Below are 12,897 nucleotides of genomic sequence, written 5' to 3' on the forward strand. Positions count from 1 at the left end.
TCGCGAAGGGGGTCAGTGCGTCATGAAGGAGGTGACGGGCAGCGCCCGTGCGACGATGCGGACGTCGCCGAGGCGTCCGTGCAGGATCTGGTCGATCTTCCCCGCGTACTCGTAGCCGCCCAGCAGCCACGGCAGCCCGACGGAGGTGATGCCGATCGAGGTTGCCCTCGGGTTGCGCACCACCGGGCAGCCCTCGACATACAGCGTGGTGTGCCTGCCGTCGTTGACGACCGCGAGGTGCCACCAGGTCTCCAGCGGCGTCTCCTGGCCCCAGTTGGTGGCGATGCCCTCCTGGTTGAGCGGCCGCATCGCCCACTGCGGCTCACGGTCGTTGGACAGCGACAGCGTGGCCAGCGGCTCGTCGGGGTCGTCGCCCGTCTTGCCCGCGGCGCCACCCGTGCCGGTCCGGCTGACGATGCCGGACCAGGCGTGGCGGGCGGGGTCCCAGTCGGCGGGGAGGCGGTAGAAGGCCTCGATGGTGTAACCGGACCTGAAGGTCGCCGAGTTGAGGGGAGCCGCGTCGACGGTGCGCAGATAGGCGCCCTTGAGAGGGGACTTGTCACCCCGGAACTCCAGGCTGCCGTGCCCGGGCTGGTCCGGGTGATGGTCGGGCGACCAGCCGAGGGTGCCGCCGCCGATCCGCACGAGGGAGAGGTCGTTGCCGCGCCCCGACAGGTCGCGCACGGTGTCGGTGACGGCGCTGTCGAAGCGCCAGTAGGCCACCGTGCCCGGGATCAGCATCCGGGACACCGGCCGCTCCGCCCGTACGGGCACCGGGTCGAAGCCGGCGAAGCGGTCGGCGAAGTCGACCTCGACCGTGAACCGGTCGGCGTCCCCGCTGAGTTCGATCTCCTGCCGCTCCAGCTCGTTCAGGCCCTTCCCGGCCCGGCCGAGGATCCACGGCGAGACGGTCTCGACGTCGATGACGTTCCGGTCGAGGTCGAAGCGGTACAGGCGGATCATCGCCGCACCGCCGAAGTAGCGGTTCTGGTAGTTCGTCAGGTGGAGGTGCACGTCATGTCCCGCCGCGTTCGCGCGGGTCGCGCGGGCGGCGGGCCAGTAGTGGCCGCCCAGGGCGAGGAAGATCTGGTCGTGGTCCTCGATCAGCCGGTCCCACAGCTGCTGACCGTAGGCCGACAAGGTGTCGTCCGCGGCGACCAGTTCGTGGGTGGTGAGGATGACGGGTGTCCTCGGGTGCCGGGCCAGGACGTCCTTCGCCCAGGCGTACCCCTTCGCCGACAGCCGCCAGTCCAGCGCCAGGACCATCCACGTGCGGCCCGCGGCCGTGAAGAGGTGGAAGGTGTTGTAGCCGTCGGAAGAGGCGCCGCCGAAGGTCGGCCTGCCCTGGAACCGGTCGGGCCCGAAGGCGTCCAGGTACGGCGTCGGGCCGCGCTGGTCGTCCGTCGAGGACTTCACGTCGTGATTGCCGGCCAGGACGCTGTAGCCGACCCCGCGCCGGTCCAGCAGCCGGAACGCCTCGCTGATCGCGGCGACTTCGGCGGGCGCGCCGTTCTGCGTGAGGTCGCCGAGGTGCGACAGGAAGACGAGGTTCTCGTCCTTGCCGTGCTCCAGCAGATAACGCAGGGACGCCTCGACGGGCGCCTTGTCGATGCTCGGTCCGTCGAAGAGGTACTGCGTGTCGGGCATCACCGCGAGGGTGAAGCGCCGGCTGTCGGTGTCGGGCCGCCAACGGCCCGGTGCGGCGGCCTCGGCCACGCTCGGCAGCGCGACCCCGGCCGTGGCGGCGGCCCCGATCAGCGCGGTCGCCCGCAGGAAGCCACGGCGTCCGGCGCCCGCCTGGGCGTGCTCGGACCCGTGTTCAGGCAAAGTGCACACGTACGCTCCGTAAAGGGGTGAAGAGCAGGGGGAGTTCAGAGAGTGCGCAGGGTCCAGCTCCAGCGGTGGACGCCTGGCGCGACGAGCGGGGAGGGGGAGGTGTCGGGGCCGAACGACGCCGTGCCGCGCCCCCGGTGGGCCGCGTCGAGGCGCACCACGCACCGGTGAGGGGTGGTGGAGGTGAGGTTCTCGGCCCGGCAGCGGGTCACGGAGACTTGGCGCGGTTCGTCGAGCACGACCGTCAGCCCGGTCGCGTCCGGCGCCGACAGCGTGAAGCGCCGCACGCCGCACTCCTGCGGACGCGGACGGGGGGTGAACAGCGCGTCGACCGGCACGGAGTGAGGGCCCACGGGCGCGCCCGCGCTCCGGTCGGGGTACGACTCGCCCAGCGTTGCCCGGGAGCGGCGACACCGTTGCCGTACGCCCAGCGATGGCCCGGCGCGGCGACACCGTTGTCATGGAGCCCGGCGCCCCCACGCCCGACCGGTCTTCCGTCGTTCACACGCTGGACGATGCCGTGGCCCCGGAACACCGGGATGAACTCGCCCTGAAGACCTGGCGTGGACTCGATGGCCGCCTCACGGTCCGCGAGGGTGCCGTCGCTGCTGCCCTTGGCGTGCGCGCACGGGACGAGCGGCCGGGTCTGCCGCCCGGACAGGGCGTGGGCGACACCGTCGCGGAGCACCGTCCGCGAGAGGTGGTCGCCGTTGACCAGCCCGTTGACGTGCCCCCCTCGCGGCAGCGCGCCACCCGCGTCCGCCTCGGACCACTTCACGGCCGTCAGTCGTACGGTGGCCCGCCCGCCGGGGCCCACCCGCTCGGTCAGGCCGAGCCCGGCGGCGGGGTGGGAATCCCGGGAGACCCGTACGGGCCGTCCGTGCAGATAGCCCGGCGGCACGCTCTCGGCGGCGCCGACCCGGAGCACGATCCGGCGGCCCGCCCACTCGGCAGGGACGTCCACCGGCACCCGCGCCGCCGACCAGGCACCGCCGACCGGCGTGTCCGGAGTCGGTAGCGACCGCGCTGGCCAGGCACTGCCGACTGGCGCGTCCGGAGCCGGTAGCGACCGTGCCGGCCAGGGACCGCCGACTGGCGCGTCCGGAGCCGGTAGCGACCGTGCCGGCCAGGGACCGCCGACTGGCGCGTCCGGAGCCGGTAGCGACCGTGCCGACCAGGGACCGCCGACTGGCGCGTCCGGAGCCGGCAGCGACCGGGGGCGCCGGTCGCCGGCCAGGGGGAGTGCTCCGGTGCGCCGGTCGACGGCGTTCATGGGTAGCCGCCCCCAGGAGGTCACCTCGGGTGCGTCCCGGGGGTGCGGGGCCGTCAGCGGGTCGCCGGTCATCCGCGGACGGCTCCCTTGGCGAGGTCGCCGATGATCTGCTTCGCGCCGACCGCGAAGACGATGAGCAGCGGGACCAGGGCGAGCAGGGCGCCGGTCATCACGATGCCGTAGTCGGTGGTGCCGTGGGTGCCGTTGAGCTGGGACAGCGCGACCTGGAGGGTCACGTTGTCGGGGTTGGTGAGGGCGATCAGGGGCCAGGCGAAGTCGTTCCACTGGCCCATGAAGGTGAAGATGCCGAGGAAGGCCAGACCGGGTCGGACCACCGGCAGCGCCACGTGCCAGTACTGGCGCAGGAAGTTCGCGCCGTCGAGCCGGGAGGCGTCGAGGAGTTCGTCATGGATGGCGGTCCTCATGTACTGGCGCATCCAGAAGATGCCGAAGGCGTTGGCCGCGGCCGGCACGATCAGCGCGGTCATGGAACCGATCCAGCCGATCCTCGCCATGATCACGAACTGCGGGATGACCGACAGCTGCGCCGGCACCATGAAGATGACCATGAGCAGCCCGAACAGCGCGTTCTTGCCGGGGAACGCGAACTTGGCGAAGACGAAGGCCGCGAGCGAGTCGAAGAGCAGGACCAGGAAGGTCACCGACGCCGCGACCAGCAGCGAGTTCCCCATCGACCCGAAGAAGTCGATGGCGTCGAACAGGCCCCGGACGTTCTCCAGGAAGTGCGTGCCCGGCAGCAGCTTGGGCGGGTAGGAGAAGATCTCCGACGAGCTGTGCGTCGACATGATCACGGCCCAGTAGAACGGGAAGGCCGAGATCAACGTGCCGACGATCAGCGGCAGATGCAGCGCGATCCCGCTGCGGCGGACCCCCTTGACGGCGGTGTGGGACTCCTCGACGGAGGTGCGGGACTCCTCGACGGAGCTGTGGGACTCCTTGACGGATGCCATGGCGCGCGCCCTTCCTAGTCGCCCCGGCGCTGCACGAGGCGCCAGTTGATGATCGAGAAGAGGACGACGACGAGGAAGATGCCCCACGCCACCGCGGCGCCGTACCCGAAGTCGTTGTTGTCGAAGGTCTGTTGGAAGAAGTAGAGGACCATCGTCTGGCCCGAGTGGCCCGGACCGCCCGCGAACGTCGAGTCGTTGGAGGTGGTCTGGAGCAGCACCTGCGGCTCCGAGAAGCTCTGCAGTCCGGTGACCGTCGAGACGACGAGCACGAACAGCAGGGTCGGCCGCAGCAACGGCAGCGTGATCCGGAAGAAGGTCTGGACCGGGCCGGCGCCATCCATGCGCGCCGCCTCGTACAGGTCGCCCGGGACGGTCTGGAGCCCGGCGAGGAAGATGATGGCGTTGTAGCCGGTCCACTGCCAGGTCATCAGGGCCGCGATGGTGACCTTGATGCCCCAGGGCGTGTTCAGCCACGCCACCTGGTCGATCCCGACCGCGTGCAGGACCGCGTTCACCATGCCGGCGTTGGTGGAGAAGATCGAGCCGAAGACGATGGCGATGGCGACGACCGAGGTGACGTTCGGCAGGAAGTACGCGAAGCGGTAGACGTTCTTGAAGCGCACCGCGGAGTTGAGCATCACGGCCGTGACCATCGCCAGGAAGATCATGGGGAAGGTGGCCAGCGCCCAGATGACGAGCGTGTTGCCGATCGAGTTCCAGAAGTCGCTGTCGCTCAGCAGGTACTGGTACTGGGAGAGCCCGGCCCACTCCATCGGGCCGAGGCCGTCCCAGCGGTGGAAGGACAGGTAGAGGGAGAAGCCCACCGGGAAGAGACCGAAGGCGAGGAAGATCAGGTAGAAGGGGGAGATCGCGGCGTAGAGGTGCCAGTAGGCGCGCAGGCCCTTCTTGGGCGGGCTCGCGGCGGGCTGTCTCACGGCGGGCGGGGTCTGCTCCAGAACGGCCATCAGTAGCTCACCCCCAGGTGCTCGGCGATGCGACGGCACTTGCTCATGGCGTCCCTCCAGGCTGTCCTCGGGTCCTTGCCGAGGACACCGACGTTCTTGATCTCGTCCTTGAGGGGCTGCCCGAGCGCGATGTCGAACGGGCTGTTGTAGGCGACGGCGATCTTCCGCGCGGCCGGACCGAAGACGTCGGTCGTGACCTGGCCGCCGAAGAAGGCGTCCGGCTCCCGCATCTGCGCGAGGTCGTACGAGGCGGGCGTGGAGGGGAAGAGGCCCGCGTCGACGTACCCCTGTGCCTGGTTGGCCGCGTCGAGGATCCAGGTGATGATCTCGAAGGCCCGCTCGGGCTCCCGGCACGCCTTGGTGATCGACAGGAACGAGCCGCCGTTGTTGGCGGGCCGCACCGGCATCTGCGCCACCCGCCACCTGCCCTTGGTCCTCGGCACGCCGTTCTTGATGTCGAAGGCGGCCCAGGAGGCGTTCAGTTGGCTCGGCAGCGTGCCGTCCTGGATGGCCGACAACTGGTCCGGGGTGCCGCTGACCAGGTCCGAGACGATGCCGCGCCGCTTGGCCTCGACGGCGAGCGCCCAGGCCCGGCGCACGTGCTCCTGGTCGCCGATGAAGTGGCGGTCCTTGTCGACGTAGCGCTTCGCGCCCTGCTGCACCACGTTCTCGAAGACGGAGTTGACGTCGGTGAGGAGCTTGGCGCCGGGGACGCGCTTGCCGAGCCGCACGCCCGCGTCGAAGAACTTCTCCCAGGTGTCGAGCTCGTTCGTCACGTCGTCGGGCTCGTACGGGAGCCCGGCCTCGCGGAAGATGTCGTACTGGTAGTAGTGCGCGACCGGCCCGCAGTCGATCGGGAAGCCGACCATCGTGCCGTCGTCGGCGATGCCCTGGTCCCACTTCCACGACAGGTACCGGGACTTGTACGTGTCCGCGCCGAGCGTCCGCAGGTCCACGAACTGGTCCGCGTTCGGCAGATAGGCCGCCATGTCCTCGCCCTTGAGCCCGGCGATGTCGGGGATGTGGGCGCGGCCGGTGATGGTGGTGATGAGCTTGGAGCGGTACTGGCCGCCGATCTGGATGGCCTGGAGGTCGACCGAACGGTCGTAGCGGGCCTTGGCGTTCTTCACGACGGTGTCGCTCAGACCGCCGCTCCAGTACCACAGGACCATGTTCCGGCCGGTCGAGCCGGTCGGGACGGCACAGCCGGACGCCAGGCCGCCGAGGGCCGTGGCGGCCGTACCGGCCAGGCCCGCGCGCAGCAGGCCTCTTCGTGAGAGCCGCACAGCTCCCACCGCCTTTCGGGGTTTTCGGGTCTTCGCAGGGCTACGGGGAGCGGAACCGCTGTGGGGGCGGGACAGCGCACAGGGGGTCAGAGCCGCCGTGCGGGGGGTGTGACGGGGGCGTGTCGGACGGGGGGCCCGGGATCGGCCGGGATCCGGTCGGACAGGAACCCGTACGCGGTCCGCAGCTCACGGTCGGCCGGCGACAGCGACCGCCACCAGCGGTCCACGCCGTACCAGCCCGGTGCCGCGAGCGCCCCGCCCGGGTGCCGCACGGACAGTCCGGCGGCGAGCACCGCGAACCGCAGCCGCTCCTCGAGCGGCCAGCCGCCGAGGGAGGCCGCGACGAAGCTCGCGCCGAAGACGTCGCCGGCGCCGGTCGCGTCCAGGACATCGATGTCGAGCGCCGGGACGTCCGCGTACTCCCCGGTGATCTGGTCGACGGCCACCGCGCCGTCCCCACCGCGGGTGACCACCACGACCGGCACCAGCTCCGAGAGCGTGCCGAGCGCCGCGATCGCGCTGTCGGTCCGGGTGTAGGCCATCGCCTCGGCCTCGTTGGGGAGGAAGGCGTGGCAGAGCCTGAGCTGGTCCAGCAGGTCGGTGGACCACTGCCGGGTGGGGTCCCAGCCGACGTCGGCGTAGACCCGGGTGCCGTTCGAGGCGGCCTTGGCGATCCACTCGCGGGGTTCGGCCTCGAGGTGGACGAGGGCGGTGCGCGCCTCGGGCGGGTCGCCCATCAGCGTGTCCTGCGAGAGCGGGGGTTCCTGGCCGTGGGTGACCAGGGCGCGGTCGTCGCCGTAGGCGAGGGAGACGGTGACGGGGGTGGGCCAGCCGTCGGCGGTACGGGAGAGCGAGAGGTCGACGCCCTCCTGGCCGGCGAGGACGTCGTGGCAGTACGCGCCGTAGAAGTCGTCGCCGAGGACCGTGGCGAGGGAGGTGCGCAGGCCGAGGCGGGCGGCGGCGACCGCCAGGTTGGCGATGCCGCCGGGGCCGCAGCCCATGCCGCCCGTCCAGACCTCCTCGCCGGGTGTCGGCGGACCGCCCAGACCCGTGAGGACGAGGTCGTAGAAGAGCAGCCCGGTCAGCAGCACATCGGGCCGGTCGTCGTCCACGCGCACTTCCTCTCGTCGGGGCTCGTCAAAACTCGTCAATTTCGATGACGGGAATCGTGCGCCGCCCGACGACATTGGTCAATACCCAAGCAGAAGTGAGCATAGAAATGATTGGCAATGACGAGTACTGTTCACGTCGTGCTGGCAGAACGACGACATCAACTCATCCTGCGGGCCCTGCGCTCCGGCGGCCCCGCGGCCGTGACCGACCTCTCCGAGCAACTGGGCGTGAGCCCCGCCACGATCAGGCGCGACCTGGTCAAGCTGGAGGAGGACGGGCTGCTCACCCGCGTCCACGGCGGGGCCCGCGCGGAGGAGGGCGACCAGCCCTTCGCCGAGGTCGCCGAGGTGCGCGTGGCCGAGAAGGACGCCATAGCCGCCCACGCGGCGGGACTGGTCGCGGACGGTCAGTCGGTGCTGCTCGACATCGGCACCACCGCGTACCGGCTGGCCCGCCAGCTGCACGGCCGCCGCCTCACGGTGATCACCAGCAACCTGGTGGTCTACGAGGAACTCGCCGACGACGAGGGCATCGAACTGGTCCTGCTCGGCGGCATGGTCCGCCGCGAGTACCGCTCCCTGGTCGGCTTCCTCACCGAGGACAATCTCCGCCAGCTGCACGCCGACTGGCTCTTCCTCGGCACCAGTGGAGTGCGCCCCGGTGGGCAGGTGATGGACACGACGGTCGTGGAGGTGCCGGTCAAGCGGGCCATGATCAAGTCGAGTGACAAGGTCGTGCTGCTCGCCGACGCGGCGAAGTTCCCCGGCACGGGGATGGCGAAGGTCTGCGGTCCCGAGGACCTGGACGTGGTGGTGACGAACGCGCCGGTGAACGCGGCGACGCGGACCTCCCTGGAGGAGGCGGGCGTCGCGGTGGCGGTGGCAGGAAAGGTGCAGGCGTGAGGCTGACGATTCTGGGCGGCGGCGGGTTCCGGGTGCCGCTCGTGTACGGGGCGCTGCTGGGCGACCGGGGCGAGGGGCGGGTCACGGAGGTCGTCCTGCACGACCTCGACGACAGCCGGCTGCACGCGGTCGCCCGGGTCCTGGCGGAACAGGCGGCGACCGTCGAGGACGCCCCCGCGGTCACCGCCACCACCGACCTCGACGAGGCCCTGCGCGGCGCCGACTTCATCTTCTCCGCGATCCGCGTCGGCGGACTGGAGGGCCGGGCGGACGACGAACGCGTCGCCCTCGCCGAAGGCGTCCTCGGCCAGGAGACCGTCGGCGCGGGCGGCATCGCCTACGGCCTGCGCACGGTCCCCGTCGCCGAGGACATCGCCCGGCGCGTCGCCCGCCTCGCCCCCGACGCCTGGGTCATCAACTTCACCAACCCGGCCGGCCTGGTCACCGAGGCCATGTCGCGTCACCTCGGGAACCGGGTCATCGGCATCTGCGACTCGCCGGTGGGCCTCGGCCGCCGTATCGCCCGCGTGCTCGGCGCCGACCCCGACGAGGCGTGGATCGACTACGTCGGCCTCAACCACCTCGGCTGGGTCCGCGGTCTGAAGATCGCCGGCCGGGACGAGCTGCCCCGCCTGCTCGCCGACCCCGATCTGCTCGGCTCCTTCGAGGAGGGCAAGCTCTTCGGCGTCGACTGGCTCCAGTCCCTCGGCGCGATCCCCAACGAGTACCTGCACTACTACTACTTCAACCGCGAGGCCGTCCGCGCCTACCAGCAGGCCGAGCGGACCCGCGGCGCCTTCCTGCGCGACCAGCAGGCCGGGTTCTACGAGGAGGTGCGGCGCCCGGACACCTCCGCCCTCACCGCCTGGGACCGCACCCGCGCCGAGCGCGAGGCCACCTACATGGCCGAGAACCGGGAGACCGCGGGCGCCGGCGAGCGTGACGCCGACGACCTGTCCGGCGGCTACGAGAAGGTCGCCCTCGCCCTGATGCGAGCCATCGCCCGCGACGAGCGCACCACCTTGATCCTCAACGTCCGCAACCAGGGCTCGCTCGCCGTGCTCGACGACGAGGCCGTGATCGAGGTGCCGTGCCTCGTCGACGCCAACGGCGCGCACCCGGTCGCCGTCGCCCCGCTGCCCGGCCACGCCACCGGCCTGGTCTGCGCGGTGAAGGCGGTCGAGCGGGAGGTGCTCGCGGCCGCCGAGTCCGGCTCGCGCACGACCGCGGTCAAGGCCTTCGCGCTGCACCCGCTGGTCGACTCCGTGAACGTCGCCCGTCGCCTGGTCGAGGGCTATGCCGAGGTCCATCCGGGCCTGGCGTACCTTAAGTGACACCCTGCTGGTAAGCGCTTTCCCTCTCGTCCTCCTCACTGGAGCCCGCCATGCACGACGAACGCCGCCGGATCGAAGAACGCGTCGAACGCCTCCACACCCAGCGCATCAAGCCCGCGCTCTACGCGGCCACCGTCCCCTTCGAGGTGGAGGCCTGGCAGGCGCCCGGGGAGCCGGTCTCCTTCGAGGAGGCCGCGGCCGCGCGCTACACGCCCTTCGCCATGGACACCCCGTGGGGCCCGCCGTGGGGCACCACCTGGTTCCGGATGCGGGGCGAGGTGCCCGCCGAGTTCGCCGGCCGGCGCGTCGAGGCGGTCATCGACCTCGGCTTCGTCGGCGACTGGCCCGGCAACCAGGCGGAGGCCCTGGTCCACCTGCCCGACGGCCGCCCGCTGAAGGCGGTCAACCCGCTCAACCAGTACGTGCCGATCGCCAACCCGGCGACCGGCGGGGAGCGGATCGACTACCTGGTGGAGGCCGCCTCCAACCCGGACATCCTGGCGGACGGCTTCCGCGCGCCGACGCCGCTCGGCGACGTACTGACGGCAGGCGACCGCCCCCTGTACACCTTCCGCCGCGCCGACATCGCCGTCCTCGACGAGGAGGTCTTCCACCTCGACCTGGACCTCCAGGTGCTGCTCGGCGTCATGACCCACCTCGGCGACCACGAGCCGCGCCGCCACGAGATCCTGCACGCCCTGGACCGGGCCATGGACATCCTCGACCTGGACGACGTCTCCGGCAGCGCGGCGGCGGTCCGCGAGGTGCTGGCGCCGGTACTGGCCAAGCCCGCCCACGCCAGCGCCCACACTGTCTCCGGCGTCGGCCACGCCCACATCGACTCCGCCTGGCTGTGGCCGATCCGCGAGACCAAGCGCAAGACGTCCCGCACCTTCTCCAACGTCACCGCCCTCGCCGACGAGTACGACGACTTCATCTTCGCCTGCTCGCAGGCCCAGCAGTACGAGTGGGTGCGCGACAACTACCCGCACGTGTGGGCCCGCATCCAGGACTCGGTGAAGAAGGGCCAGTGGGTGCCGGTCGGCGGCATGTGGGTCGAGTCCGACGGCAATCTGCCCGGCGGCGAGGCCATCGCCCGGCAACTCGTCCACGGCAAGCGGTTCTTCATCGAGCACTTCGGCATCGAGACCAAGGGCGTCTGGCTGCCGGACTCCTTCGGCTACAACGCCGCCTACCCGCAGCTCGCCAAGCTCGCCGGCAACGACTGGTTCCTCACCCAGAAGATCTCCTGGAACCAGACCAACAAGTTCCCCCACCACACCTTCTGGTGGGAGGGTATCGACGGCACCCGCATCTTCACCCACTTCCCGCCCGTCGACACCTACAACGCCCGCTTCAGCGGCGAGGAGATGGACCGCGCGGTCCGCAACTACGCCGAGAAGGGCGCCGGTACGCGCTCGCTGGCCCCGTTCGGCTGGGGCGACGGCGGTGGCGGACCCACCCGCGAGATCATGGAACGCGCCCGCCGCCTCGCCGACCTGGAGGGCTCGCCCAAGGTCGTCGTCGAGCACCCCGACGAGTTCTTCGCCAAGGCCCGCGCCGAGTACGAGGACGCCCCCGTCTGGAACGGCGAGCTCTACCTGGAGCTGCACCGCGCCACCTACACCTCCCAGGCCCGCACCAAGCAGGGCAACCGCCGCAGCGAACACAAGCTCCGCGAGGCCGAGTTGTGGGCCACGACGGCCGCCCTGCACGCGCCGGGCTACGCCTACCCCTACGAGCAGCTCGACCGGCTGTGGAAGACGGTCCTGCTGCACCAGTTCCACGACATCCTGCCGGGGTCGTCCATCGCCTGGGTGCACCGCGAGGCGGAGGCCGAGTACGCCCGCGTCGCCGAGGAGTTGGAGGCGCTGACGGCGCAGGCGCTGGCGGCTCTGGGCGCCGGCACCGCCCGGGTCTTCAACACCAGTCCCTACGACCGCGCCGAGGTGGTCCGGGACGGCTCCGGGACCCCCGCCTATGTCGAGGTGCCCGCGAACGGCTGCGCCCCCCTCGCACCCACCGAGCCCGCGCAGCCCGTCACGGTCGAGGGCCGCGTCCTCGACAACGGCCTGGTCCGCGTGGAGGTCGCCGAGGACGGCACCCTGGCCTCCGTGTACGACGTCCGGGCCGACCGCGAGGTCCTCGCCGAGCCCGGCAACCTCCTGCGTCTGCACACCGACCTCCCGAACTACTGGGACGCCTGGGACATCGACAAGCACTACAAGAACCGCTACACGGACCTGCTGGACACGGACGGCGTCACCGTCGTCGAGACGGACCCGCTCCTGGGCGCCCTCCGCGTGGAGCGCACCTTCGGCAAGGGCTCGAAGATCACCCAGACGATCAGCGTCCGCGCCGGCAGCCCCCGGATCGACATCGAGACGGACCTCGACTGGCACGAGGCCGAGAAGATCCTCAAGGCGGGTTTCCCCGTGGACATCCGCGCCCCGCACTCCTCGGCCGAGATCCAGTTCGGCCACATCCAGCGCCCCACCCACACCAACACCAGCTGGGAGGCGGCCCGTTTCGAGGTCTCCGGCCACCGCTGGGTGCACATCGCGGAGCCCGGCTACGGTGTCGCGGTCATCAACGACTCGACCTACGGCCACGACGTCTCCCGCACGGTCCGCGAGGACGGCGGCACCACGACAAAGGTCAGCCTCAGCCTGGTGCGCGCCCCGCGCGTCCCGGACCCGGAGGCCGACCAGGGCAGGCACCGCTTCACCTACTCCCTGCTGCCCGGCGCGAGCATCGAGGACGCGGTCACCGAGGGCTACGCCCTCAACCTCCCCCTGCGGGTGGCGGACTCGGCGGGCGCCCCCGAGCCGGTCGTCTCCGTCGAGGGCGCGGGCATCACCGTCGAGGCGGTCAAGCTCGCCGACGACACCTCGGGCGACGTGGTGGTACGGCTCTACGAGTCCCGCGGCGGCCGCGCCCAGGGTGTGCTGCGCACCGGCTTCCCGCTCGCCGGGGCCGCCGTCACCGACCTCCTGGAGCGCCCGCTCGACGAGGGCGAGGCCGCCGTCGACGGCACGGTCCCGGTGACGCTGCGCCCCTTCCAGATCCTCACCCTCCGGCTGCGGCGCGGTGCCGTGAGCTGACCCGGGACCGGCCAACACGGGTTCACCGCAGCCGGGTTGGGGACGTCCGCGGGCTCGGGGAGGGCGGACTGCGGTCATGGCGCCTTCGATGACGAGCCGCCCCCACGCCTCGCCGA

At 71.3% G+C, this 12,897-nt stretch carries 8 protein-coding genes and 1 pseudogene; 3 read left to right on the top strand and 6 right to left on the bottom strand.

What is annotated here, in order from left to right; genetic code table 11:
* Positions 1 to 12 precede the first annotated feature (12 nt).
* From ACH41F_RS10820 to ACH41F_RS10845, 6 genes and pseudogenes are all read right to left on the bottom strand, one after another.
* A complete protein-coding gene (locus tag ACH41F_RS10820) occupies positions 13 to 1,836 on the bottom strand; it encodes a LamG-like jellyroll fold domain-containing protein (RefSeq protein WP_398834383.1) in 1,824 nt (607 codons plus the stop codon).
* 35 nt (positions 1,837 to 1,871) lie between these two features.
* Positions 1,872 to 2,518, bottom strand: a pseudogene (locus ACH41F_RS10825) (hypothetical protein); the annotation flags it as partial.
* Between the two features lie 656 nt (positions 2,519 to 3,174).
* On the bottom strand, positions 3,175 to 4,077 hold the full coding sequence (locus ACH41F_RS10830) for an ABC transporter permease subunit (protein WP_391235412.1): 903 nt from the start codon (positions 4,075 to 4,077) through the stop codon (positions 3,175 to 3,177).
* 14 nt (positions 4,078 to 4,091) lie between these two features.
* On the bottom strand, positions 4,092 to 5,042 hold the full coding sequence (locus ACH41F_RS10835; protein WP_391235408.1) for an ABC transporter permease subunit: 951 nt from the start codon (positions 5,040 to 5,042) through the stop codon (positions 4,092 to 4,094).
* Positions 5,042 to 6,328, bottom strand: a complete 1,287-nt coding sequence (locus ACH41F_RS10840; RefSeq protein WP_391235405.1) for an extracellular solute-binding protein — start codon at positions 6,326 to 6,328, stop codon at positions 5,042 to 5,044. The genes ACH41F_RS10835 and ACH41F_RS10840 overlap by 1 nt, the downstream gene beginning before the upstream one ends.
* A gap of 86 nt (positions 6,329 to 6,414) precedes the next feature.
* Positions 6,415 to 7,440, bottom strand: coding sequence for a carbohydrate kinase family protein (locus ACH41F_RS10845; RefSeq protein ID WP_398834386.1), 1,026 nt, complete (start codon positions 7,438 to 7,440; stop codon positions 6,415 to 6,417).
* 138 nt (positions 7,441 to 7,578) lie between these two features.
* Here ACH41F_RS10845 and ACH41F_RS10850 point away from each other — a divergent pair, with 138 nt between their 5' ends.
* Genes ACH41F_RS10850 through ACH41F_RS10860 form a run of 3 tightly spaced genes read left to right on the top strand, consistent with a single transcriptional unit; the run spans position 7,579 to position 12,781 of the window.
* A complete protein-coding gene (locus ACH41F_RS10850; protein WP_398835350.1) occupies positions 7,579 to 8,343 on the top strand; it encodes a DeoR/GlpR family DNA-binding transcription regulator in 765 nt (254 codons plus the stop codon).
* Entirely contained in the window at positions 8,340 to 9,677 is a 1,338-nt protein-coding gene (locus ACH41F_RS10855; protein WP_398834388.1) for a 6-phospho-beta-glucosidase, read from the top strand. The genes ACH41F_RS10850 and ACH41F_RS10855 overlap by 4 nt, the downstream gene beginning before the upstream one ends.
* A gap of 50 nt (positions 9,678 to 9,727) precedes the next feature.
* Positions 9,728 to 12,781, top strand: a complete 3,054-nt coding sequence (locus ACH41F_RS10860; protein WP_398834390.1) for an alpha-mannosidase — start codon at positions 9,728 to 9,730, stop codon at positions 12,779 to 12,781.
* Positions 12,782 to 12,897: the final 116 nt, after the last annotated feature.

It is taken from the genome of Streptomyces sp. NPDC020489 (genome assembly GCF_044386545.1).
Classification (GTDB): Bacteria; Actinomycetota; Actinomycetes; order Streptomycetales; family Streptomycetaceae; genus Streptomyces.